36 protein-coding genes are annotated in these 23,732 nt (G+C 31.8%); 12 read left to right on the top strand and 24 right to left on the bottom strand.

What is annotated here, in order from left to right; genetic code table 11:
* From CPIN18021_RS05510 to CPIN18021_RS05460, 11 genes are all read right to left on the bottom strand, one after another.
* Positions 1–612 carry a hypothetical protein gene (locus tag CPIN18021_RS05510; RefSeq protein ID WP_078424597.1) on the bottom strand — a complete coding sequence of 204 codons (612 nt, stop codon included), beginning with the start codon at positions 610–612 and terminating at the stop codon, positions 1–3.
* A gap of 9 nt (positions 613–621) precedes the next feature.
* Entirely contained in the window at positions 622–2,061 is a 1,440-nt protein-coding gene (locus CPIN18021_RS05505) for a phage tail-collar fiber domain-containing protein (protein ID WP_078424596.1), read from the bottom strand.
* Entirely contained in the window at positions 2,058–2,678 is a 621-nt protein-coding gene (locus tag CPIN18021_RS05500; protein ID WP_078422811.1) for a phage tail protein, read from the bottom strand. Before CPIN18021_RS05500 ends, CPIN18021_RS05505 begins: the two co-directional genes overlap by 4 nt.
* A complete protein-coding gene (locus CPIN18021_RS05495; protein WP_078422810.1) occupies positions 2,675–3,760 on the bottom strand; it encodes a baseplate assembly protein in 1,086 nt (361 codons plus the stop codon). The genes CPIN18021_RS05500 and CPIN18021_RS05495 overlap by 4 nt, the downstream gene beginning before the upstream one ends.
* The gene (locus CPIN18021_RS05490; protein WP_078422809.1) at positions 3,757–4,041 is read right to left on the bottom strand and encodes a GPW/gp25 family protein; all 285 of its coding nucleotides are present in this window, start codon (positions 4,039–4,041) and stop codon (positions 3,757–3,759) included. The genes CPIN18021_RS05495 and CPIN18021_RS05490 overlap by 4 nt, the downstream gene beginning before the upstream one ends.
* 100 nt (positions 4,042–4,141) lie before the next feature.
* Complete coding sequence (locus CPIN18021_RS05485) at positions 4,142–4,684, bottom strand: phage baseplate assembly protein V (RefSeq protein ID WP_226995973.1); 543 nt, start codon at positions 4,682–4,684, stop codon at positions 4,142–4,144.
* A 3-nt stretch (positions 4,685–4,687) separates the two neighbouring features.
* Positions 4,688–4,960 (bottom strand): hypothetical protein, encoded by a 273-nt coding sequence (locus CPIN18021_RS05480; RefSeq protein ID WP_078422808.1) that lies wholly within the window; start codon positions 4,958–4,960, stop codon positions 4,688–4,690.
* Position 4,961: 1 nt separating this feature from the next.
* Positions 4,962–5,147: a hypothetical protein gene (locus CPIN18021_RS05475; RefSeq protein ID WP_078422807.1), complete on the bottom strand. Its 186-nt coding sequence runs from the start codon at positions 5,145–5,147 to the stop codon at positions 4,962–4,964.
* On the bottom strand, positions 5,144–5,383 hold the full coding sequence (locus CPIN18021_RS05470) for a hypothetical protein (RefSeq protein ID WP_078422806.1): 240 nt from the start codon (positions 5,381–5,383) through the stop codon (positions 5,144–5,146). Before CPIN18021_RS05470 ends, CPIN18021_RS05475 begins: the two co-directional genes overlap by 4 nt.
* Positions 5,376–5,729 carry a hypothetical protein gene (locus CPIN18021_RS05465; RefSeq protein WP_078422805.1) on the bottom strand — a complete coding sequence of 118 codons (354 nt, stop codon included), beginning with the start codon at positions 5,727–5,729 and terminating at the stop codon, positions 5,376–5,378. The genes CPIN18021_RS05470 and CPIN18021_RS05465 overlap by 8 nt, the downstream gene beginning before the upstream one ends.
* Positions 5,729–6,196, bottom strand: coding sequence for a DUF5675 family protein (locus CPIN18021_RS05460; protein ID WP_226995921.1), 468 nt, complete (start codon positions 6,194–6,196; stop codon positions 5,729–5,731). The genes CPIN18021_RS05465 and CPIN18021_RS05460 overlap by 1 nt, the downstream gene beginning before the upstream one ends.
* 110 nt (positions 6,197–6,306) lie before the next feature.
* On the opposite strand from CPIN18021_RS05460, the gene CPIN18021_RS05455 reads away from it, so the two are divergent.
* The 10 genes from CPIN18021_RS05455 to CPIN18021_RS05410 all read left to right on the top strand — a co-directional run bounded on the left by CPIN18021_RS05455 (position 6,307) and on the right by CPIN18021_RS05410 (position 14,745).
* Positions 6,307–6,795 carry a hypothetical protein gene (locus CPIN18021_RS05455; protein ID WP_078422803.1) on the top strand — a complete coding sequence of 163 codons (489 nt, stop codon included), beginning with the start codon at positions 6,307–6,309 and terminating at the stop codon, positions 6,793–6,795.
* Positions 6,792–7,607, top strand: a complete 816-nt coding sequence (locus CPIN18021_RS05450; protein WP_078422802.1) for a phage protease — start codon at positions 6,792–6,794, stop codon at positions 7,605–7,607. Before CPIN18021_RS05455 ends, CPIN18021_RS05450 begins: the two co-directional genes overlap by 4 nt.
* Positions 7,608–7,609: 2 nt before the next feature.
* On the top strand, positions 7,610–7,939 hold the full coding sequence (locus CPIN18021_RS05445) for a hypothetical protein (RefSeq protein ID WP_078424595.1): 330 nt from the start codon (positions 7,610–7,612) through the stop codon (positions 7,937–7,939).
* A 3-nt stretch (positions 7,940–7,942) separates the two neighbouring features.
* Positions 7,943–8,914 (top strand): major capsid protein, encoded by a 972-nt coding sequence (locus CPIN18021_RS05440; RefSeq protein WP_078422800.1) that lies wholly within the window; start codon positions 7,943–7,945, stop codon positions 8,912–8,914.
* A 131-nt stretch (positions 8,915–9,045) separates the two neighbouring features.
* Entirely contained in the window at positions 9,046–9,441 is a 396-nt protein-coding gene (locus CPIN18021_RS05435; protein ID WP_078422799.1) for a phage protein Gp36 family protein, read from the top strand.
* 9 nt (positions 9,442–9,450) lie between these two features.
* Positions 9,451–9,948, top strand: coding sequence for a DUF1804 family protein (locus CPIN18021_RS05430; protein ID WP_078422798.1), 498 nt, complete (start codon positions 9,451–9,453; stop codon positions 9,946–9,948).
* Positions 9,948–11,591 (top strand): phage terminase large subunit, encoded by a 1,644-nt coding sequence (gene terL / locus CPIN18021_RS05425; protein WP_078424594.1) that lies wholly within the window; start codon positions 9,948–9,950, stop codon positions 11,589–11,591. Before CPIN18021_RS05430 ends, terL begins: the two co-directional genes overlap by 1 nt.
* A gap of 3 nt (positions 11,592–11,594) precedes the next feature.
* A complete protein-coding gene (locus tag CPIN18021_RS05420; RefSeq protein ID WP_078424593.1) occupies positions 11,595–12,953 on the top strand; it encodes a phage portal protein family protein in 1,359 nt (452 codons plus the stop codon).
* Positions 12,946–14,160, top strand: coding sequence for a phage head morphogenesis protein (locus tag CPIN18021_RS05415; RefSeq protein WP_078422795.1), 1,215 nt, complete (start codon positions 12,946–12,948; stop codon positions 14,158–14,160). Before CPIN18021_RS05420 ends, CPIN18021_RS05415 begins: the two co-directional genes overlap by 8 nt.
* A 123-nt stretch (positions 14,161–14,283) precedes the next feature.
* Positions 14,284–14,745 carry a phage virion morphogenesis protein gene (locus tag CPIN18021_RS05410; RefSeq protein WP_078424592.1) on the top strand — a complete coding sequence of 154 codons (462 nt, stop codon included), beginning with the start codon at positions 14,284–14,286 and terminating at the stop codon, positions 14,743–14,745.
* A gap of 64 nt (positions 14,746–14,809) precedes the next feature.
* On the opposite strand, the gene CPIN18021_RS05405 is transcribed toward CPIN18021_RS05410, so the two are convergent.
* The 13 genes from CPIN18021_RS05405 to CPIN18021_RS05355 all read right to left on the bottom strand — a co-directional run bounded on the left by CPIN18021_RS05405 (position 14,810) and on the right by CPIN18021_RS05355 (position 22,087).
* Positions 14,810–15,247, bottom strand: coding sequence for a hypothetical protein (locus CPIN18021_RS05405; RefSeq protein ID WP_078424591.1), 438 nt, complete (start codon positions 15,245–15,247; stop codon positions 14,810–14,812).
* 21 nt (positions 15,248–15,268) lie between these two features.
* On the bottom strand, positions 15,269–15,955 hold the full coding sequence (locus CPIN18021_RS05400; protein ID WP_078422789.1) for a hypothetical protein: 687 nt from the start codon (positions 15,953–15,955) through the stop codon (positions 15,269–15,271).
* Positions 15,952–16,128, bottom strand: a complete 177-nt coding sequence (locus tag CPIN18021_RS08910) for a hypothetical protein (RefSeq protein WP_157886643.1) — start codon at positions 16,126–16,128, stop codon at positions 15,952–15,954. Before CPIN18021_RS08910 ends, CPIN18021_RS05400 begins: the two co-directional genes overlap by 4 nt.
* Positions 16,129–16,157: 29 nt before the next feature.
* Positions 16,158–16,436: a hypothetical protein gene (locus CPIN18021_RS05395; protein WP_078422788.1), complete on the bottom strand. Its 279-nt coding sequence runs from the start codon at positions 16,434–16,436 to the stop codon at positions 16,158–16,160.
* The gene (locus tag CPIN18021_RS05390; RefSeq protein WP_078422787.1) at positions 16,429–16,836 is read right to left on the bottom strand and encodes a phage protein GemA/Gp16 family protein; all 408 of its coding nucleotides are present in this window, start codon (positions 16,834–16,836) and stop codon (positions 16,429–16,431) included. The genes CPIN18021_RS05395 and CPIN18021_RS05390 overlap by 8 nt, the downstream gene beginning before the upstream one ends.
* Positions 16,833–17,465 (bottom strand): hypothetical protein, encoded by a 633-nt coding sequence (locus CPIN18021_RS05385; RefSeq protein WP_078422786.1) that lies wholly within the window; start codon positions 17,463–17,465, stop codon positions 16,833–16,835. Before CPIN18021_RS05385 ends, CPIN18021_RS05390 begins: the two co-directional genes overlap by 4 nt.
* Before the next feature lie 78 nt (positions 17,466–17,543).
* Complete coding sequence (locus tag CPIN18021_RS05380) at positions 17,544–17,963, bottom strand: hypothetical protein (RefSeq protein ID WP_078424590.1); 420 nt, start codon at positions 17,961–17,963, stop codon at positions 17,544–17,546.
* A 64-nt stretch (positions 17,964–18,027) separates the two neighbouring features.
* On the bottom strand, positions 18,028–18,159 hold the full coding sequence (locus CPIN18021_RS09135) for a hypothetical protein (protein WP_257787929.1): 132 nt from the start codon (positions 18,157–18,159) through the stop codon (positions 18,028–18,030).
* Entirely contained in the window at positions 18,153–18,530 is a 378-nt protein-coding gene (locus CPIN18021_RS05375) for a DUF1937 family protein (RefSeq protein ID WP_078422784.1), read from the bottom strand. Before CPIN18021_RS05375 ends, CPIN18021_RS09135 begins: the two co-directional genes overlap by 7 nt.
* Positions 18,531–18,596: 66 nt before the next feature.
* Entirely contained in the window at positions 18,597–18,842 is a 246-nt protein-coding gene (locus tag CPIN18021_RS05370) for a hypothetical protein (protein ID WP_078422783.1), read from the bottom strand.
* A gap of 14 nt (positions 18,843–18,856) precedes the next feature.
* Complete coding sequence (locus CPIN18021_RS05365) at positions 18,857–19,777, bottom strand: AAA family ATPase (protein ID WP_078422782.1); 921 nt, start codon at positions 19,775–19,777, stop codon at positions 18,857–18,859.
* 73 nt (positions 19,778–19,850) lie between these two features.
* Complete coding sequence (locus CPIN18021_RS05360; protein ID WP_078422781.1) at positions 19,851–21,869, bottom strand: TnsB C-terminal domain-containing protein; 2,019 nt, start codon at positions 21,867–21,869, stop codon at positions 19,851–19,853.
* The gene (locus CPIN18021_RS05355) at positions 21,869–22,087 is read right to left on the bottom strand and encodes a helix-turn-helix domain-containing protein (protein ID WP_078422780.1); all 219 of its coding nucleotides are present in this window, start codon (positions 22,085–22,087) and stop codon (positions 21,869–21,871) included. The genes CPIN18021_RS05360 and CPIN18021_RS05355 overlap by 1 nt, the downstream gene beginning before the upstream one ends.
* A gap of 119 nt (positions 22,088–22,206) precedes the next feature.
* Here CPIN18021_RS05355 and CPIN18021_RS05350 point away from each other — a divergent pair, with 119 nt between their 5' ends.
* Both CPIN18021_RS05350 and CPIN18021_RS05345 read left to right on the top strand, forming a co-directional pair.
* The gene (locus CPIN18021_RS05350) at positions 22,207–22,569 is read left to right on the top strand and encodes a helix-turn-helix transcriptional regulator (protein ID WP_078422779.1); all 363 of its coding nucleotides are present in this window, start codon (positions 22,207–22,209) and stop codon (positions 22,567–22,569) included.
* Positions 22,566–23,189 (top strand): ORF6C domain-containing protein, encoded by a 624-nt coding sequence (locus tag CPIN18021_RS05345; RefSeq protein ID WP_078424589.1) that lies wholly within the window; start codon positions 22,566–22,568, stop codon positions 23,187–23,189. Before CPIN18021_RS05350 ends, CPIN18021_RS05345 begins: the two co-directional genes overlap by 4 nt.
* Positions 23,190–23,732 lie beyond the last annotated feature (543 nt).

The raw sequence follows: 23,732 nt of genomic DNA, 5'->3' as shown, positions 1-23,732 counted from the left end.
CTATTTACTCGCTTTTGGTAGTTCTAATTTTGGTAAGTCTTCTAAAAGTTCATCAATCTTTATCGTATTAGGGTCTTGATTTCCTTTTTCAGCTAAAAACATATACCCAGCCTTCCACACCTTAGCCTTCCACACACCAAATGCTTTACCTTCTTCTTGAAAATCATTTTCATACCCAGCATAAGAGCTTGCACTTAAAATATTATCATAGCCATGCTCTTGTGCTTTCTTATCTAAGTGCTTTTGAACTTTTTCTTTAAATTCATTTATAAGCTTTTCTTTTGTGATAGGATTTTTAACCCATTTTTTGCCGTCCCAATGACTATCATCAAACGGCTCTAATTCTGTATATTCATTCTCATCAAAATCGAGTATTTCAACTTGTACCCGCTCTTGTGTTTGTGTGTGAAAAAGAGTCTTACCTCTTAAGTCCTTCTTATAAACCCACTCATTGTCATTAAAACATACAGCAAAGCCGTCCTTGCTATCTAATGGTCTTATCTCAGTAGCGTTCGCCGGTATAAGATAAACGCCCTCCTCAAGTGGGCTTAGTTCTGCTTCATTTTCGTATAAGTACTCTTTTGTATCTCCATTATAGTTATATACTTTCATTATATGTCCTTAATATTTAATTAACCAATATATTGCATAGTTTTGTGGTCGTGTTTCTACCCCACCTTCTGCAGTATCATCACTATCAGTTTTTGCTGACCCTTGTTGTGAGCCAAAGTGTAAAAGCACTTGTCTATAATTATTATTACTTCTAAAACTATTCCAATAATAATTTTGGTCTCTAGTATCCGCCACAGGTATTCTATGTTTATGTTTTTTAAACTCGTCCGATTGTTTTGTACCTAAACTTGCAGCATTCCCTCCAACACCACGCAAAAATATACCTCTAAAATCTGGAAGATTAAAGTTACTTCCACTTCCACCATAAGTTGTGCCTATGGCATGATAAAGTTTTGAGTAGGTAGATTTGCTCAGACTTGACCCATCACAGTGCAAAAACCCATCTGGCTTATTTGATAATGAGCCAGCAAATGCTATAACAGTTCCAGCCGGAACTCCACTATCGCTTAACTCGCTCTTAGTTGCATATTTGCTATTGCTTTCGCTTTTAGTGGTGTATCTTTCATCACTTTCACTTTTGCTATATATACTTATCGCATTTCTAAAATTACTTATACTTGATTTAAATATTAAGCCGTCGCTGTTCATATAAGGTATGTAACTAGAACTATTCATACCACTATCACTGCTTTTAGTCATTTGAAATTGATATGCTTTTAGATGTGAGTTACTGTTATATTTTGCTATCTTATAAGCATTTGGGCTATCTGTTGTGTCAGAATTCTTTACAAAACGGCTATCACTTTCACTTTTAGTATAGCTTCTGCTGTTATCTGCTTTATTGTTTAATTCACTCTTAGTTGCATAAGTGCTACTAGCATCTACTTTTGTAAGATAAGAAGATAAGGCTGAGCTTAGTGCGAATTTACTATTTGATTCTTGTTTTGTGTAAGCATCTATTGTATCTGTTTTTTTAAGATATCTTTGTTCTGCTGTTTCTGTTTTTAAAAATAACTCATCTGTTTTTGTTTTTGTATAATATTCAGCACTTACCCATTTTCTAGTGGCTAAAACTACATTATTATCAACTACTAGATTTATTAAGTTTGTATTTGAAACTTGAATTTTAAAGCTTATGGTTATATCTTTTGCACTTCCTTCATCAAGTAAAGGCTTATAGCTTTCAGCTACCTTTGCTATGGCAAATAAACTACCATCATCACAAAATATACCAGCTTCTCTTATATAAAAGCCTCCAATACTAGCATTTATAACGCCCTCTACATCAAGTATATGATTATCTTGTACGTTTATAGTTATTGCATTTATGCTAAATCTATGTTTCTCATTTTGCAAAGATGTCATATCTTGGTTTATTTCGCCTTGTCCGTCTCCTACTGCCATATGTGTAAGCTGTATAGTGTTGTTATTTGATGTTGCTTGTATTAGCTTACTAAGCCCAACATTAGTTATCATTGTGCCACTCATTCAAGCTCTCCTTTTAAATTTATTATTTGTATATTTATGATCTCAGCTAGTTTTGCATAAGCCCCTATAAAGTAGTTGTCTTTTGTGCTTATATTCTTAATTGATGTTGGATATATCTTTATCTCTTCAGCCGTTGATACAAGGCACCCTGTATTTAAATTTGTATTTATGCCTAATTTTATTGTTGCCCCATCAAAAACCGAACGCACATTTTTATATGTGTTTGCTACCTCATCTACTTTTTGAAGCTCGTTAAATTTAACGCCTTTATTACCGGTATCAATTTCTAATTTAAAATGGAATGGCTCACCATCATACTCAAACCATTCAAGTGGCTTTGCACCAGCATAAGACGCTTTAAGAGCCTTAGCCAAACCATAAAATGTTCCTGAATAAAGATGAATTTCAAAAGCATTAGCAACCATCTTTCTAGCTTCATCTACACTAAGCCCATCTATATCCACATCAAAAGAGACAGCTAAATGCTTTAACAATCTCTCATCACAGCTCTTAGCTAGTATATTTATGGTGCTTACATCAAGTTCATCTATTTTTATTCCAAAAAGTTCATCTATCTTTTTATCTAAGTTTTGCTTGTGCTTTGGTAGTATGCTCATAGCTTAGCCCTTGTATAACTTAGTTCATAATTTATCCTAACAAAGCTATCATCACTTATCTTTATATCAGCACTAGGTTCGCTTAAATTTACCCTATAAACCCCACTTGTATGCAAGATTTTATATACATAGCTAAGATTTAAATCCTCTCCTAAAGACAGGCTTTTCTTATTCTCTTTTATGTTTTTGTCTATTTCGTCTTGCATAAACATATCATGTAGCTCAAGCTCTGCTCTTATAGTTATCTCGTTTATAGTTGCATTTTTTACCACTACATTATCAGTTAACGGTCTTCTTCTTTCAGCGTTTAAATATGTTGCCACCTCTTCCCTTGTGTTTTCGCTCATATCTGTTGTTTTTAAAAACACATTTACAACCCCAGCCCCACCATTACTTACACTTACTTCCTCTACTTTTGGTGTAGCTGACATAGCTTGATAGATATATGCTTTCTTAGCACCAGCTGTGCTAAATCGTTCAAGTGATAGTATTGCCCGTTCTCTTAATCTCTCATCATTCTCTGCATCTGTCCCACCATCAAATCCGCTTAATTGCTTTGCTTTTAGTACAAATGGAAAAGGTGTTTGGATAAATTCGCACTTTACTTTGCTTTCTTTAACAAACTCATTAAGTATCATCTTGCCTTCGGCTTCTAACTCGCCTTTTGCAATAATTACATCATCTTTTAACATTGCTTTTTTGGCATCATCACTTACTAGTATTGTGCCTTTTGGGATTAATGTGTTGCTTTCTCTTGTGCTTGATAGTGTAAATTTAACACTAGAGTGAGGCTTTTCTCCTTTTAGTCTCTCTATACCATAGATAGCTACAACATTATCCAAATCACTTTCTTTAGCAAACCCAAGAAGCATTGATTTTACAGCTTCGTTTATTCTAGCTCTAAGCAATAACTCTCTATATGCAATAACTTCAAGCAATGCAGCAAATCTATCACTTTCAAGCAGTTCTATCTCATCATCGTTTAAATAGCTTTTAAAAAGCTTTTTAACATCGTTTAAAACACTATTAAAATCAAGCTCTTCTATCATCTTTGGTGCTGGTAATTTTTTTAAAAAGCTCATATATTTACTCCTATCTCACCGCCACCAACAAGCATTATTTTAAAGCTTAGTTTGTAATCTTTTGCACTTACTAGTCTAACTTCATCTATCTTTACACGCTTTTCCCATTTTTCAACAGCCTCTATAACATAGCAAGCAAGATCAGCCCTAAACACATCATCTACTTTCTTATCCACAAGCTCATAAATCTTGCTACCATACTCAGGCAACATAACCCTTGCCCCAAGTGGCGTAAGCAAAATATCTTTTATGCTCTCTTCTATACTTGCTAAATGTTTCAAATGTATTCCTTTTTTTAAACTACTTCGGCGGTTGCTTTGCAACATCGCCTTGCCTTGCGAAGCTACAAACGATAAGCAGTTATCGTTTTTTTAACGCTTCTCATCGTGGTAAACTTGTGCCTCCATCACTATCGCTGTGGCTATGTCCTGTAAGATCACCTTTTATATCTGTTATATTCCCAGATACATTTAAATTACCATTAAGTCTCATATCGCCTGTAAAACTTATGCTATGACTTTTTAAAGTAGTATTTTGTGCTGTTGCATTAATGTTTTTTGCATTAAGATCTACATTAACACATTTTATATTTATCTGCTTTGGCGAACTTATCGTAAGTGTGCTTGAAGCTGTGTTGTAACTCATCTTTATACCATCTTCAAACACAAAAAGCTGTTCTTTTGTGTCTACACCAGGTGCTTCGTGAGCTGTTTGATAGATAGATCTAAGCACAACACCAGCATTTAAACTACCCCTAATAGGCAAAACAACAACTTGTTCTCCAACCCTAGTTGGCACAAAACCACAAGCAAATTCATTTGCCATTTGAATTACTGGTAAAAAGTCAGTCACCATAGAGCCAATGCTTACCCTTGCTCTATCGTCCTTTACTTCACTAATAATGCCTACTTCTATAAAGTCCACTTCCTACACCTTTTTCTTAAAAAAATCAGTAACTATATCTCTTATAAATATAAGTCCATCACTACCCATCCAAGCACCAAAACCACAAAGGCTAAGACTTAGTCTCGTGTTATGAAAATTAAAAAAACTTATTTCATAAACAATATATGCTACAAAACAACCTTCAAAAACCCTATTTAAAAAGCCCCTAAAGCTTTTATTTGGGTTATGTAAAAAACTCACACTAGAACCCATCAAGCCAACCATCACGATATAAAAAAGATAGCTAAGCTCCATACTAAAACCTAAAAATGCTTAAAAGTCTTGCAGGGCTAAAAAACCCATTAAAAACCCCAATTGTCAAAGCCCAAGCAGTCATAGCTATATCTTTGTTGTAAAATAACCACTCATAAAATGTATATGAAAAGATACTTAATGCAAATACTGCAATTGCCCCAGCTAATAAAATAAATGCCTTTTTCATTCACCAACTCCTAAACACTCTTTTAAAAGCCTTTCACACTCTAAAAGATAAAGCATTATTTGTTTGTGGCTTTCAAAGCTTCCATTATTTTGTGGTTTTTGTGGCATACTAGATTGGCACTTGATAGGCACATAAACATCTTTGTATATATATCTTGGCTCTATGTTTTTTACGTCGTTTGCACAACCACTTAAAATAAGCACAAGTAAAAAACATATAAGCATTAATTTATTCATTAAATAGCTCCTTATAGGCTTTTAGCTCAGCCTTACAACTATCATCTTTTATATAGATTTTTTGCACTCTTTGCTCGTTTTTACTTATCTTATTTTCTTGTTTTATCTCATTTTCTTTTATAGCCTTGTTTTGTATAGATATAAGTGCATTGCAAGCACTTAGATTGCTTGATAAGTTTATTAACTCATTTCTTAAACCACTCGCTTGCTTTTCTAACTCACTATTTTCATCTTTTAAATTTGCTATTTTTACATTTTGGCAAAGAACTACGATCATAAGAACAACAGCACAAACCACAGGCATATTAAGCATCTTTGAGCTAATAAATTTAAACAAAAAACCCATCACACACCCTTGTTGTTTGATATAACAACTATAAAATCATTATCTTTTGCAAGACCTATGAGCTTATTTAGTGTTTCTTTACTGTGATATATGCCATTATCATCATAGCTACTACCCACTAAAACACAGCCTAATGTATCATCTGCAAAGTTACCGGAGTGTATTAGTATTCTTCTTTCTTTAGATACCAGCTCATTATATAAAAGTGGTAGTTTTTTATTAAATTTAGGCGAATAAGACCAAGTAGCCCCATACTCTCCAGCCGGTATTCTTTTATCTTGATTTGCTTTTATAGTGTCAGCTCCGGCTGGTTCTAATGTATATCCTTTTAAAATAGGCTTATCATCACTTGCTAAAACAAACTCACCAAGTGTGCCGTCATCTATATTTTTAAAGCGTTTTATGTATAGTTTTTTCATATTTTCACCATTTTTTTGCTGTGCATTGTATGCTTTTTCTATTCTCAAAATCTATTACAGTTTTTTGCAAAAAAATTTTGCTAAAAAACTGTAATAAAATTTTTTGCTAGATTCTTGTTGTGTTTTTTATACATAATTACGGCAAAAAAAGGTTTTTAATGATAGAAACATACGAACAAGAGCTAATACAAACTATAAAAGAAGTTCATCCAAATACTTCTCCTTATATGGGCGAGTTTGACAACAAAGAAGAGCTAGAACTTTTAGTAAAAGGTCTAGAAGCCTATGTCTTTGTTGAGTTTGTAAGTGAAAGATATATAAATCCGGTATCAAGAAGTGTTATATACAATATACATATATTTACATCTTCATCATCAAAAACACAAAAATACAGACAAAATAACAGATATGCTGGTCTTTTATTGTGTGAAAAAATAGATGAAAAGCTTAGAAACTCTGTCTTATGTAATGAATTTAGATTACAACCAAAAAGCCTAAAGGTATCTCTTAACGAGATTACCCAGTATGGATATACGCACATTTTAACAAGAGAGATAGAAAGTGAACTCTTGGAAAAAGATGAATTTTTACTAGATGATAACGAACTTTCAGAACAAAACGAATTTTTTAACAAAGGAATAATATGAGATTTGGCACAGACTTGATTGCTTTAAAGCAAGATAGTGGCGAGTTAGTAGAAATTTTACTTGCCGTTGTTGGCGAGTGGAAAGGTCATCCGCAAGGAACTTTTCGTGTAGATATTGCAGATATTGAAAAGATGAAGATTAATTTTGATAGCAAGAAAATAGATCTTGTTGTTGATTATGAACATCAAACACTTATGGGGGTAGAAGCCCCTGCGGCTGGATGGATAAAATCTTTAAATATCAAAGACAACTCGCTTTATGGCATGGTTGAGTGGACAAAAAGAGCCAAAGAATACATTAAAAACGGCGAATATAAATATTTAAGCCCGGTTTTTAACTTTGCAGCTGTAGATAAAAAAACTGGTGCTTGGATTGGTTGTGAGCTTGAAAGTGTAGCACTTACAAATACACCTTTTTTAGATGAGCTAAAAGAGGTTAGAGCAAATAAAAATTTTATTTCAAAGGAGAACGATATGCCAGAAAATTTGGCTAAACAAAATGATGAGATTGTTGCTTTAAAAACCGAATTAGAACAATCTTTAAAACAAAATGCTGAGCTAAAAACACAAAATAGCGAGCTAAAAGCACAATTAGCAAAAGATTGTGTTGAAAGTGCCATTTTTGCAAATAAAATAAGTGACACTCAAAAAGAGTGGGCTTTAAAATATGCAAATACTGATTTAAATGGCTTTAAAGAGTTTTTAAAAGGTGTTAAAGAAGACAAAAAACAAGTAAATATCCCAAACGATGTTTATGCAAACAAAAACATTAGTGAAGATATAGATGTAGTTAAATATGCATTAGGAGAGTAGAAATGCCAAACGAAACAAAAAGAGGAGAAATTTATAGCGACATAGTTGCTAAAGATCTTATGTCTATAAATGCAAAAATTGAAATATCAAAGCCCTTAAAAGCAGGAGCTATTGTGTTTAGTATAAATGGTGGCGAAAGCTTTGCGGAATTAACAAGCGAAAATCAAACAAGCACAATATCAAACCAAAATGCTTGCTTTGGTGTCTTGCTTGATGGTATTGAAGCTGCAGGAGAGAGTGCTGTTTTAATAGCAGGTGAACTTAATCTTGCTGATATTGCATCTGAGCTAAAAATAGCATTATTTAAACAAAAAATTGTAATAAAAGGATAAAGTATGGATGAATTATTAAAGCGTTTTTCAATCACGGCTATGACTGAGATCATAAACCAAAGAAAGGTTGATGAGCATTTCATAACAGATACATTTTTTAAAAAATGGGTGCCAACTCTAGCAACAAATCACGAGATTATCATAAGCAAAGGCGAAGGTATAATATTGGAAAGTGTTAGTGAAAATGGCGAGCATTTAGTAACACAAAATGATGATGAGACTATCATATCTGTGCCTTTGCCAAGGTTTCCGCAATCAGACATATTACCAGCAAGTGAAATGAATTTGCTAAAAACATTAAACACAGAAAAAGAACAGACAAAAAGCTTATCAGCCGCTATTGGTAAAAGATTAGCAAAGCAAAAGAGCAATATAACAAATACTATTGAGTATATGGCTATAGGTGCAATTTTTGGCAAGGTTATGGATGGCAAGGGCAATGTCTTATTTAATCTAAATGCCAATAGAGAAGAGATTACAATAACAGAGCAAATGAGCCTTCTTGATTTAGTAAGAAATATAGAACAAAAACAGATAAAAGTTCTTGGCACTACAAAGCCTTACATAGCACTTGTAACAGGCGAGTTATACAATAAGCTTCTTGAAAAAGCACAACAAGATGAGATGTTTAAAAACAAAACAGCAGAGATTATTAACAAAAACAATGTTTTATCTCTTAGTGTTTTTGGTAAAACATTTATGCCTTACGAAGCAAGTTATAAAAATACCAAAGGCAAGCCTACTAGCTATATGAGTGGTAAAAAAGGCGTAGCCGTCCCACTTGATGATTCTATATTTGAAATAGTATACACCAGGGCAAACCACACAGCAGCCATTGGCAAAGCACCGACTAAGTTTTTTGCACCTGCACCCGAAGTGCTAGATAAGGGCAAAGGCTGGGCTATTGTTAGTGAGTCCAGACCACTTCCAATATGCAATAGACTTGATGCGATCATAGATCTAAAAATGGAATAAATAAAATAAAGGGCTATAAAGCCCTTTTAGCTATAAACTGGATAGATAGTATTAAAAATATATTTTTAAAGTTTTAAAAGCCTTTTAAAAGCTTTAAAAGTGCATTTTAGGTTTAAGTAAAAGGATGGCATATGATAAACAATGATGATTTATTAAAAGAGCTATCTTTAAAGGAGCTAATAGAACTTAGTGATTTTGAAGGTGCTGAGGACATAAATCAAGATATTATAGATGATAGTATAAATGATGCCTTATCTTATATATCATCATTTATAAAAATACCACAAGAGCCAACACCATTACTAAAAGATATATGTTGCGATCTTACTATAATAGAATTAAAAAAGAGAAATAACTTTCCAAAAGAAGCACTAAAAGAACAGCTAGATAAATGTGATAGTTTGCTTTTAAAAATGGCTGCTAAAAAGATACCGACAACAATACAGGAAAATGATGAGCCAAAAGCAGTGCTTAGAGCATTTAAACACAGCAACGAAAAGATGGATTTAGAAAATTTAAACAGCTAAGGGCAATAAATGGGTCAAAATACAAATACTATAAAATCAAAAGAATTAGCAAAAGAGCTTTACCTAAAAGGTTTTAGTGTAGAAAAAATAGCAGAAATTTTAAACAAAACAACAAAGACTATAAGAAATTATAAATCAAGTGATGCTAATTGGGACGAGCTAAAAACACTGAGTTATATCAATCAAGGCAGTAACGACAAAGGTGCCTTATATCAAAACTTTATAGATGAAATGAGACTTGCCGTTAAAGATATAAGACAAAGTGATATACCGCCCGCTAAAAAAGCTGATGCTTTATCAAAAATAGGCGATAGTTTTGTGAAGATGAGTAAGGTTGCCAGCTATGAAGACCCATCAGCATATAAGCTAAGCATAGCAAAAAAGGTGATTACCTTAATAGCTGATAGATTTAAAGATGATGAGAACAAAGACTGTATTAAAAAGCTAGTTGAGCTTATGGATAGTGAGAAATTTATAAAAGCTATTGAAGATTTGGAGAGTGCCTAGTGCTATTTTCAAAAGATGAACTAAATGCCTTCTTAGAACAAAGCCAAACAAAATACCAAGATGAAGGCTATTCAAAAGCAGACATAACAAAGCTAACAAGAAGAGATTTTGGAATATGGCTTGATGATCTAAAAACAGACCTAAAGGAACAAATTTTATCAAATAGCTTATTAGATCCAAAAGGCAAAAAAGATCGTGTTTTAAAAGCTGAGTTTGATTTTGAATACTTTGCAAGAACATATTTTCCACATTATTTTAGCATTGATGGAGCTTGTGCCTTACATAAAGATTTAAGTGCAACATTTGAGAAAATTTCATCAAGTAAAAGCGGCGATAAGTATGCTTATGCAGCACCAAGAGGACATGCTAAAACTACTTATTGCTCACAACTTTTTCCTTTGTGGTGCATTTGTTTTAATAAAAAGAAATTTATAGTTGAAATATCAGACTCTGTGGAACTTGTTGAAGCTTGTTTGGAGGCTATTAAGACTGAGCTTGAAGATAATGCAAATTTAAAAATGGATTTTCCTAATGTTTGTGGTATTTCTAAAAACTGGAAGATAGGCGAGTTTATCTCCAAAAACGGTGTTAAACTAAAAGCCTTTGGTAGCGGCAAAAGACTAAGGGGTATAAAATACGGAGTTTATAGACCGGACTTAGCTATCCTTGATGATTTAGAAAACGATACAAATGTTAGGAGCAAAGAACAAAGAGATAAGCTTGAAGCTTGGCTTGATGAAGCTGTGCTTAATCTTGGTAGTGTAGACGGAAGCCTTGATGTGCTTTATATAGGAACTATATTACATACAGATAGTGTTTTAGCAAGAAAGCTAAAGCTTAAGTTTTGGAATGCAAAAAAATACCAATCCATCATAGAATATCCAAAACGAATGGATTTATGGGAAGAGTGGAGCAATATATATAAAAATGTATCAAGAGATGCTAGCGATGAGTATTATATAAGGCGTAAGAGTCTTATGGATGAGGGCTCTGTTGTGCTTTGGCAAGAGGCATTAAACATACTAAAGCTTATGCAAAAAAGGGCTGAAAATCTAAAATCCTTTAACAAAGAACAACAAAACGACCCAAGAAGCGAAACACAGATATTTACAAAAGAGTCTTTACATTTTTACAAAGAACTACCAAAAATTGATTATTTTGTTATGTATATAGATCCGGCTGGCGAGAAGAAAAAATCAGACTACACAGCCATAACAGTTTTAGGCGTAGATAAGAAAGAAGCTAAGATCTATATAGCTGAAAGTATAGTCGCTGTTATGAAAACAAAAAAGACAATAAAAGAGATTATAAGACTTCATCAGGTGTATAAATGCAGAGTCTTAGCCATAGAAACAAATGGTGGTCAGGAGTTTTTTAGAGGTTGGATAAGAGATAAAGCTTTTGATTTAGGTGTTAAGTTACCTTTAAAGGGTGTAAATAATGTAGCAAACAAAGGTCTTAGGATAGAAGAGCTTGAAGTTCCTATTGATGATGGGGAGATACTTTTTCATAAAAGCCAAACACTGCTTATCTCTCAGCTTTTAGAATATCCTGAAGCTAAAAACGATGATGCACCAGATTCACTTGCTGGAGCTTATAGCTTAACAAAACTAGCAAAAAATAGAGCAAGGCGGAGACTTTAAAATATGAGAAAAAAGATTAGATTAAAAAATGAAACAAAAAAACAAAGAAGCATAAACCTTATATCTCACAATACAACACTTATAGATATGGTTGTAAATGCAGGTGTTTCAAGTATTAGTGACACCGATATAGATATGATACTAAGCGATCTTACTGTAACCCAGTGCGATGTAAGTAGAAAAGCCGTAACAGAGAAAAAAGAGATACAAATACTTTGTGATAATGATGAGATAAAAAACGAATTTTACAAGATATTTAACCCTGACATAGTGTCTCAAATACTAGAAACATACCTTTACGGGCTTAATGTATTTGAAGTAAATTATAAACAAATTGGAGATCTTTTATATCCAAGACTTATCCAAAGGGATTTTAGGCAATTTAAATTTAACGACATTGGTGAGTTTGTTTATAATGCTAACGGATCAGAGCAAAAGATCTTACAAAACAAAGTTATTTATGCACTAAATAGGGCAAATTTTAGAAAAATATACGGTGATGGACTTCTTAAAAAACTCTATTTTCCTGTAAAGATGAAAAATGCATCTTTAAAATTTTGGTTTAGATTTTTAGAAAAATTTGGCTCCCCATGGGCGGTAGGTAAAACAGATATTGACCCAGAAGGACTAGCAAAAGAAGTTCAAGCTATGTTAGCTGGAGATACAGCCATAATTGACAAAGATGAAGAATTAAACTTAATACAACCAACATCAAACATTGATTTTTCAAAACTACCTTTATATTTTGATAATCAAATAAGTAAGGTTATTTTAGGGGCAAACTTAACAAGTGATGTGAGTGGTGGCTCATATGCTGCAAGCAAAACACATAATGAAATAAGAGAAGACCTGGCAGCAAATGATGCTAAAATATTAAGATTTGTTATGAACAAAGCCATTGAGTTTTTCAAACAAGTAAATGGCTACAACAAAGAACTAAAGGCTAAGCTTTTTGATGAAGACCTTGTTAATAAAGAAAGAGCCGAACGAGATAAAAGCCTTTTTGATATGGGTTTTACTCCAACACAAAAATACATAACTTCAACATACAATATAGAACTTGAAGAAAAATCCCCACAAAACCCAATATCAAATAAAATATCTTTAAAAGATAAAACATTGCCAAAACACCTTGATAGATTTGATAAAAGTCTAGATAGTAAAGAGTTTAACAAACACTCACAAGATATAGACAAAGAGCTAGAGTTTGCATTAAACGATATATTATCAAAATGTTCTACATATGAAGAAGCCTTTGAAAAATTTAACAAGCTTTATAGTGATTATCCACTTGAAGAGCTTGAAAAGCATATGTTTAAACTTATGGCTAACTCCAGCATAGCAGGTTTTGTTGATGAATAGTGCCTTTAGCTTTTGGGAAGAACCAAGCGAAGTTGTTAATTATCTAAGCTCAAAAAAAGAAGAACTACACTTTGATTATGATGAGATTATGCACGATACTCATAAAAGAGTATTTACAGTAGCAAAGATAACAAGGGCTGATTTATTAAAAGACATAAAAAACAGTTTATCCAATGCTTACAAAGACGGGGTAGGCTTTGATGAATGGAAAAAGACTATTAAGCCCACCTTGCAAAAAAAAGGCTGGTTTGGCAAAACAAAGGTAATAAATCCAAAGACCAAAGAAGAAAAAGAAATTTATGTAGGCTCAAGCAGGCTAAAAACCATATACGATACAAATATGAGAACAGCTTATGCAAAAGCTAGATATAACTCGCAAATGCAATCTTTAGGAGAGTATTTTAGATATACAGCCGTTCTTGATAACAAAACTAGACCAAAACACAAAAATCTACACGGACTTATATTACCAAAGACTGATCCCTTTTGGGATACAAACTACCCACCAAATGATTGGCGTTGTCGCTGTAAAGTGCAAGTTCTTAGCGAAGAAGAGATAAAAGCAAGGGGTTTAATACCAAATAATACACATCTAAAACCAGTGGCTAGCAAAGATTTTGCATATAACCCGGGTAAGGTTGATACACTAGATACTATCTTGCAAAACAAGATGACAAAAGCTGGACTAAGTGATAATCTAAGTAGTTTTAAGACAGCAAGAAATTTATATGTTTGGCAAAAGAGCTTAGATAATATGGTTGATAATGTAGCAAAAGGCAACATTATAAAAGATAAAGCACTGCAAGTAGCACAGGTTGGAGAACTAAGTCAAGCCATAGAGAACAAATTAAACACCATAGGTGTACAACCACAAGCAAAAAGTATCTCAATATACCAAAACACAATCTCACATATTTTAAGAGATACAAAGCCTAGCCATAAAGAACCGAATGCTAGTGAAATAAAAGCTGTTGTAGGTGTTTTTGATAAGGCAAAACATTGCTTTTATGATAGCAAAAATGAAAACCTAATATATTTTTATCCATCTTTACAAGATGATAGTATGGTAAATTCGGCTGTAGTTAATTTGGACTATGTTTTGAAAAAATTTAAGACGGATAATTTTCTAGCGACTATAAATAAAGTGCCTATGAGGAATTATAGATCAATATTGAGTGATAAAAAAAGATATATAAAATTAAAATAAGGCAAGGTCGGGCATCGAACCCAAGTCATAAATAGTTACATAAAGTAAGTATCTGGCTGCCAAATCTGCCAGCATCTCTTGCCTTACTTGTGAAATTCTAACAAAAAAAGGATTAAAAATCAAATGACAGATTTAAAAGGTCTTGAAACTTTAAGAAAAAAGCTAAACAAGCTAGCCAGTTTAGGAAACAATACCACCCCGCTAATGCATACAGTAGGAAACATCTTATCAAACTCCATAGAAGATAGCTTTGAAAATGAAACAAGCCCTGAGGGCAAAAAATGGAAAGCTTTAAAACCATCCACCATAAAATACAAAGCAAAACACAAAAAATCAAACAAAATACTAAGGCGTGATGGAAATTTATCAGATAACTGGGTAGTAAAAGCCGGCAACAACAGTGTAAAAGTTTCAAATAACACAAAATTTAAAGGCTTTGCTTATGGCTTATCTCATCAATACGGCACTAAGAACATACCAGCAAGACCATTTTTACCTATAACAAAAAACAACCAGCTTGTAAAAAAACAAGAGGACTTAGTTGAAAAAGCTATGATGGATTTTATAAAAAACACCATAAATTAACAAAGCTTTGGCTTTCAAACTCTTTACAAGTTTGTTTTATTAGATTTTCTTTTTTTCTATTTTATTACTTTATTATATCTACACCGTAGCTATATAAGCTATTTATTGCTAATTTTAAAAGCTCATTATTAGCACTTTTAACACCACTTTTTAAATACTCGCCTATATTTTTGCCTTGTTCGTTTATGCTTTTTGGTACTTTTTTAAGCAACTTTAAACCCTTAAAAGTAAGACAAACATCATAAAAGCTAGAGCTTCCGTTTTGTTTAGCATCTATTATTTCATTTTTCAGTAGCCATTTTATGGTAGAGCTAAAAAATATATTCTCATCGTTTTTGTCATTGATAAATGTTACGGTTTCGCTTGACAAAAACTCCTCTACTTCATCCTTTATACCAAACTCGCTAGAAATAAGAGTAACAGGCACAGGAAAATTTGCATAAAGCTTTGCTAGTATCTTAGCTGTTAATATGTCAAATTTTTCTATATTGTTTTCTTGCATTTTATGCCCTTGTATCGTATTTTAACTAAGAAAGCCTATTAGCTTTACTGCATCGCCTGACATTTCCACTATTTTTTTGTATATATCGTGATACTTAGCACTGGCATCCCAAAGCTTTTTTATGCTATCTTTTAGCTTTTCGCTTTTTATGTTTTTTAGCTTGTTTTTATATATAAAAAACTTAGCTATAAGACTTTCATTTAGTTTTTTATAGGCTTTATCTCCTACAATCTTATGCTCCAAAAGTGCCTGTTTTACTTCTTCTATGATTTGAGTTTTTACTATTTCTTGTATGTCCTCATCTTCATCTTCTAGGCTTTCTTGTATTTGCACTACTATCTCTTCAAATTCTTCCGTGCTTAGGGTCTTAGTATATTTTTCTTTTTGTTCGTGTAAGGTTATTACATTTAAAACTGTTGTTATATAAGCCTTATTAACAACACTATTAAATGTCCTTAATGGATTTATCAAGGACGCACTAGCAAAAACACCACAAAAATCATTGCATACCTCAATAGAGCTATCATCAATTACATCATCAAGCTCTTCTATAATGCGTTGGGTCTCACTTACAAAACCAGCTCTTAGTTTCAAAAGTTTTATATTGTCATACTCTTTAAACACATCTTTTAAAAAATCAATTGTATTTAGATCTTGGCTTTGTGTATGTTTGTCTTTTATACTTAGCATTATTTCTTTTGGTGTCATTTTTTCTCCAACAATTTACCAACAGCGTTCATATCATCTATTTGTGTTTTTAGATATTTTAAAATAACTAAGGTTTCATCATTTATAGTAATTTTGCCACTGTAGAATTTTTTCTTAATTATACTTATTCTTGTATCAATTTCTCTTAATATGTCTACGATTTCTTCTTGCATTTTGCACCCTTTTTTATTTAGTTTTTAGACTAAAACAGTCTAGGCTCTCTTGCATCTTTTGTGATGTTATACACAGAATTTACACTTAGATTATGTTTTTTTGCTATTTGTCTGATGGCTAGAGAATTTTCAACACCACTATTTAACAAGGTTAAATATTCATCTACGATCTCATTGTTTCTATAAGTGTTTTTAAAACTAGGCACATATATACTTGACCCACCGTACGCCTTTAAAATTTCACTCATATCTTCACACTTTTTTACATCATAGAAAAAGTTTTCAAACAGGTCTAAGTTATTAAGCATCACTCTCTTTCTTCATATTTTTCAATGCAAGTATTAAATTACTAGCTTCTTTTGTGTCAAGAAATTCAAGGTATAGTGGTCTTTTTTTCACTATTCTAAAACAAAAGTTTCTCAAAGCCCACTCGCTTTTATCTCTTGCAACCTCATTCCAAATGCCGTATATAGTTTTTATCTGTCTTTTTGTTGCCTTACCAACGCACACAAAAGAATTATACCTTTTTTTATATCCTAAAAGGGTTAAAATGTCCCTTAGTTCGCTTATACCTAGCTCTTTTAAGCTATCTTTACCATAACGACTTTTCAGATAAGCCTTTCTACATTCATCATCTACAAAATAATTATGCTTTAATGTATGTATCATTTTTATATAGTATTTTTTAAGCTCAGTTTCTTTAGTCATTTTACCACCTTTTTATCTAGCAAATTTGCCAACAGCTTTCTAGCCTTAGGGCTCATTTCTTTCACTTCCTCTTGTTTTGGCTCTTCTTGTTTGTAAGTTAGTCTTGCAAACTCTTGTTCGCTTATTCTTTTTATCTTGCCTATCATATGTTGATTATCAAATAAGTATCTATACACTATATTAGTCTCATTTGCATCAAGTCTTTGATATACTCCATTATCTGTAACTACAAAAGAGTTTCTAAGCACCCCATCATTATCTACTCTTATAACAACAAATTCTAAAAAGCCATTGCCACCTTTACCGGGACAACCGGAACAAAGCTCTTCATTTTTATATACTTCTTTGCAATAAGCTATCATATCATCTATGTTTTTAAAGTATTTCACATCGGGTCTTGCTTGTTCTTCCAGCATTTTTTTATGCCAAAACATCAAAGCCTTATGGATAACAAGATCATTATTTACAAAATTTCCCCTAAATCTATCAGCAAATATAGCAAAGCTTATAAGCTCATCAGTCTTTATACTACTTAGTTTTTTATCAAATTTCATTAGCTTTGATTGTGGCAAAAAGCCCTTACTGTCACCAAACAAATCAGCTATAATCTTTAATCTTTTACTATCCATTTGCCACCTTTTTAACTCTTTAATAAGTCTTTAAACCACGTTTAAAGACTTATTAAAAGGCTTTAAAAGCAAGGGGTTTTACCCCCTTAACATTGAAACTGCTGGTGTTTTTTGTTTTATGCTTAAGCACTCTTTTAATCCATCATCATCAAGAGCCAATTCTTTTAATTTTCGCTCAGGCTTATAAACTACTTCAGTTTTTACAAGCATATCAAACTTATCACCCAAAAGCTCTTTTAAAAGCTCATTGTCTTTTATAACAATATCTTGCCCTAAGTTAACCTTCACACCATTATAATTATCCACTATTAGGCTTATGGTGTTTGCATCGCTATCTGCTAAAAGCTCATTAGCCCTAAAGGCTATATATTCTTTTATGTCTTTTAGCTTATTATTTAAAGCATCTACTTGTGCTTTTATCTCGCAAAAATCTTCAATATTTCTACCAAGCTTTTTATCTGTTAAATTTATCTCTTGTTTGCCTATTTTTACTATCATTTTTTACTCCTTTTTTGTTTTTTGCCTTTCTTTTGCATACCTTTGGCTAGTTTTTTATGTAAACTCATATTTCTTCCTTAAAAAAATTAAATCTTCTTGCAAATCTATGCTTACAAACAAATCCATAAATAAAACAAACAGCATGATTTATCTTGCATTTGTTTTTTTGCTTTACCTTTTTAACTATTCTTAACATAGCCCAAGCACAGGTGTTAATTTACAATTAATATCAAAGCTAAGTTCAGTTAGCCCAATCCTGCTAGCCTCTTGCCTCTCACGCTTCATCCCTTTGCTATTTTTTGAAGCTGGATGAGAGCTAAAATATACATAATCACAAAGACTCATAAAATATAAGCAGTTTTGCATTACATCATCTCTATCTTTTAGCTCATCATACACTCCGTCAAAACAAAGCACAGGACTTATCGGCACATAACCAGCATCTTTTATCATCTTGCAAGTATCTTTTGCTAATTTAACACCAACAACAGATGTGCCTATTTTATCAAGTCCAAGCCCGGCATAAGGTGTAGCAACATATACAAATTTGCCTGCTCTTGTTCTCATTTTTCTCCTTTAAAATAAAATTTAACTTTATCAAGGGCAAATAACTTGCCCTTTGTAAAATCAAATCTATCTCCTTACAACATCAACTATTTTATTTGTTGATTTGTGAATTATGAAATCATCAATAAGCATAAAAAACTCAGCACTATAATCAGCTCTTACCCCATTGATTTTTTTCTCTCTATTTTTGATTTTTCGACCAAAAACTCGTCCATTATTTACTTTTATTTCAAAACCCCTTGCATTCATATTGCAAACAAAATCATTTACAATCTCTTCCAATCTAGCAGCTTGTGTTCTTAAATACTTCATTTCATATCCTTTCATTAATTTAACAAAAGCATTTTTGTAGCTTCGCTAATAGCTTGTTCGTTTAGCTCTATGTTTGCATTCTCACTTAAAAGCTTTGCCCTATTTAAAAGCTTTACACTTTTTCTAAAGTTTCCTCTTGATAAGCTTTCAACAAGGCTAATGCACTTATCATCATTTATCCCAAACTTCAAACAAAGCTCTTTTAAATCATCATTGTTTTTGTTATTTTGCTCGTAGTAGCTAAGTCCCCTAAGCACCCACTTGCTACCCACCCTAGAGCTAAGTTGCTCTAGCTCGTTTCCATTCTTGGAGCTTGTTAGGTTTAACAAAAGCTTATTAGTCCCCACAAGCACAAGCGTACTTTTAGAAAAGTCATAAAGCCTTCTTATACTTTCCAAAGCTCTATACGGTAAATGCTCTGCTTCATCTATTATGATTATCTTATTAAACTTGCTTAATGTATCAGCACAAACCCTTATAAGCTCATCTATACTGCCCTTGCTGTCCACATTTAGCCTATTTGCCAACATCTTTAAAAGTGTCTTTGCACTTGTGTTTATAGTAGCCTCTATTAGTATAGCTTCAGGGTGCTTTTTGCAAAACTCAGCTATCGCTCTACTTTTACCAGACCCAGCCACACCACTTATCACAGCCATATCTCTATCTTTTACAGCCCAATTAATAACAGCATTTATGCTTTTTACATCTTTTGTTACTAAAAATGGCAATTCATCATCTGAAATTTCATTTTTTACGATATAATTATCGATGTAATTTTTTGCTGGGTTCTCTACTTTGTCTGCATACTTGTAGTTTGAACCCTCTTTAAGATAACCACTAACATATGCACCATTTACCCCTAATATATTTGCAAATTTGTTTTGACTCATTCCAGTCTTTGCTAAAAAACTGCTAATCTCATTAGCTAACTGCATTTTCTCTCCTTTTTTTCTAAATTTAAAACCTTTTAAAAGCCCTAAAAATCGTTTTTAAAGCTTTTAAAAACTTCTACTCACCACTAGCTTTTTCTATAGCTACATCTATAAGGCTCATATGCTTTGTTTTGTTCTCTTTTAGCTTATAACTCTCATAATCAAAAGCCCCATCTTTTATCTTGTTTATCTCATCTTGTTCTTGCATCTTTTGTTTTATCTCTTGTATTTTTGAACTATCATAAATCCTATCTTCTTTTTTAAGTGCTAGTTCGTGTGCCTCTTTTGCTAGTTTTAAGTCATACTCTATATTTAGCCTACTAAACTCACTTATCTTGTTTTGTTTGATAGTCTTTCTTATTGCTTTTAAATCATCTTTAAATATCTTAGTAGCAGCATTAAATTCTTCAGCACTAAAGCTCATTACTTCACTATCTTTTGCCTTGCAAATAAACTTACCCTGTAAATCAAATATAAAAGCCTCAGATATATTGTCTATATTTATACTAACCCTTACACTAGTTCCCACACTTGGCAAATGCCTTGAAACATAATGAACACCGTTTATATTTATGCCTTTTTTACTAACTTTTAAAATACCTTTGCTACCAGCATATAAGATAAAGCTTTCATAGTCCAAACCTTTTAATGGTGTATTATCACTGTTCCACATTACTATAGGTGCTGTTTTCTTACGTTTAATGGCAGTTATATCCCATTCAAGCACTACCGTTTCAAAACGCATTTTCATATCATCATATGTAAGTAAATTTTTTTGATGAGTTTTTACTATATGACCATACTCATCTTTCGCCGATCTTTCTTTTTTCGCAGTTTGTTGCTCTATGTTTTCACGTTTTGCTAAACTTCCACCTATATAGCCTGGTGTGTGAGCTAATTTACTTCTTTGTAGTGTCTTAAAATGCCTTTCAACATATCCTTTATCTCTACCATGATAAGCACGAGCTGCATCATAATCAATGCCAATACCCTCAAGCAAACTTAAAAATTGCTCACTTACATAATCTTTTCCGTTGTCGCCTTTTATACATTCGGGCTTGCCAAGTATTTTTATTGCTTTCCAAAGCAATCTAACAAGACTAAGAGCATTTGATGTTTCAGCAAGAGTCGCAACACATCTTCCGCTATACACATCTATAATGCTTAATATACTAGGTCTTATCTGCTCTCCACCTTTGCCATCTCTTACGATAACATCAAGTTTTGAACTATCTATTTGCCACACTTGATTTCTTCTAGTTACGAAAATTCCTTGATTTCCGTGTGCTGGGTCGTGGTAGCTTGTTGCCTTATCAGTACCTTTTGTAATTAATGTGTATTCTAATCGTTTATTTGCATAATACTCTTTTATAAATCTAGATATCACACCGGTATCAAACAACGGCTTTACACTTCCACTTAAAAACTCATATCTGTTAAACTTTCCAGTTTTTTTGCCATAAGTTTCGTGTAAATCCTTCCATACCTGTGTAACATTAAAATCCCCAGCACCATAAGCCCTAAACTGAGTTAATATAAACTCCTTCATCCACTCATCTAGCTTATAGCTACCTTTTTTCTTTCCACGGCGATCAATAAGACCACGAAGTCCTTTGTTTTTATAAGCTTTTTGCCATCTAAAAAGGCTTGCTTCGCTAATACCTAGCATTTCACAAAACTTTTTAGATGACAAAGAATTCATCTTTGCTTTTTCATATTCTTTTATTATTTCTCTTTTTTCTCTTGCATCTTGTATTTCTTCATCACTTGCATCAAGATACACATCATTTATTTCATTGTCGTTATTGCTTAATTTTTCTTGTGGTTTTATCTCACTAAATTTAACTCTCTTACACTCATTATTTTCAAAAACATAAACACCAACATCTTCATCTACTTTGTTATTTTTAACAAGTAAGCTAATATCTGCAACACTAGCTTCAAACAATAACTTAACACCACCACGAGATCTATTTCCAACATCTTTTATTCTGATAAATGGATATTTATCTGAATTTCGTTGAGTAGATTTTTTTAATGTTTCAACACCTATATTAAAAGCTATAGCAGCAACTCTTGTTTCAATATATAACATCAGCTAGCCTTAATGTCTTTTAAAGCTTCTGGGAGTTCTTTTATAATTTCTAGTTGAAAAAATAATTCAAAAATTTTTCTTGTATTTCCATTGGTATTTCTTTTTCCAGTTAATTTTCCATTTATGATTTTCCAAAGAGTATTTTTATCAACATTGTATTTACGTGCAAATGCTGATATATTAATGTTGTTATTTTGAAAATAATCTTTTATTGACATATTGATACCTTTATTTAATTTAAAAATTTGTTTAAATAACTTTTTTTAGATACAATTTAAACAAATTTTTAAGTAATTTTATCCAAACGGATAATAAAAGTCAATAGTAAGGAAACCAAATGGATAATATTTTAAAAAAAGTTAGAACGGATTTTGGTTATACGCAAGAAAAAATGGCTGAAAAACTAGGTATCCACAAACAAACATATATTCGATATGAAAATGGTAAAAGAAATATACCAAGTAAAATTTTAAAGCGAATATCAGAAATTAGTGGAGAAACTTTAGATTATCTATTTGGATACCAAAATATTACTGGAAATAATAATACACAAATATCAGGAAACAATATCTCTGTAAGAGATAACAATGGTTATGATAAAGATTTTTTAGAAATTGTTGAACTTTTAAAAGAATACGCAAACCCAAAAATGTTGTCCGATTTAAAAGAAAAATTATTAAAAATAAAAGAGCTATCATGAAAAACGACAAAGTAAAATTTTCTTTGGAAAAATTTTTAAAAAACCCATCAAATAATTTCTCTATTAGTGAAAATAATAATAATCAAATTATAGGTGAGAATATAAATATAAATCACTATACATTATCAGAAAAACCAAAAGTAATAAAAGTAATTGAAGATCATCAATATAACGGCGAGATACATATTTCAAAAGAGCAACAACAAAACATAAGAAATTTTGTAGAAGATATAGCCACAATGATGGGAGATTATGAAAAAATAAATTATTATAAAGAAATTTTTACAACTTTAAAAAATAAATTTAAGGTTCCAAAATATTCACTAATACCTAAAGATAAATACAATGAAGTAAAAAAATTCTTATATATACAAAGATCAATTAACAGAAAGAAGCTTAAGCTAATTAATGCGAAACGTTTTAAGCAGTATACAATCGATGCAATAATAAAAAATTGGGATATGCTAAACATGGACATAAAATTATGTGATTTTGCTAATATAAAATTAAATAAAAAGATTACTTCTATTGATAAATTATCGGTAAACGATATAGACAATTTGTATAATAAAGTTATGTATCAAAAAAATAAAAAAGAGAAAAAAGATAAAAAAATATAAACCAAATCTTAAAATGTCCCTTAATAATCAAATGATATTTTTTTAAGATTTATTTATTTTTTAAATACTAAAAATACATGTCCCTTAATTTAAAAACCCAATTCTACGAGCTAACAAAGGTATTAACGGACATTAAGTTTTATTAAGGGACATTTTTATTTAATTTGTGTCCCTTAATCAGTAAAAACTTAACCATAATACTATCTAAATTTTATACAATTATTGCCATTTTCTAGCTTGTTTTTCCAATTATAAGGTAACCCTTTAAAAAGCTTTTAAACTCCGATTAAAAGGGCTTTAATGCTTTTAAAATTGCTATTATTTTCTATTGTTTTAGGGATAAAAAGTGTATTTTGGGAATATAGGGAATTTTCAGTAGTAATTTTTTAATATTTAAAATGCAAGTGCAAAACACACCAAAGCCCACAATATAGGCATTTTAACAAAACAATCGCTAAAATTTATCACTCTCATTTCTTTTACCCCCTCACAAATTAGAAATAATAGAAAAACTATATAAAATAGGTCTGGTTCAAGAAAATA

The sequence above is a fragment of the Campylobacter pinnipediorum subsp. caledonicus genome (assembly GCF_002022005.1).
GTDB classification, from domain to species: Bacteria; Campylobacterota; Campylobacteria; order Campylobacterales; family Campylobacteraceae; genus Campylobacter_A; species Campylobacter_A caledonicus.
Note: the sequence above shows the minus strand (reverse complement) of the source record. Positions and strands in the feature narration are given on the sequence as shown.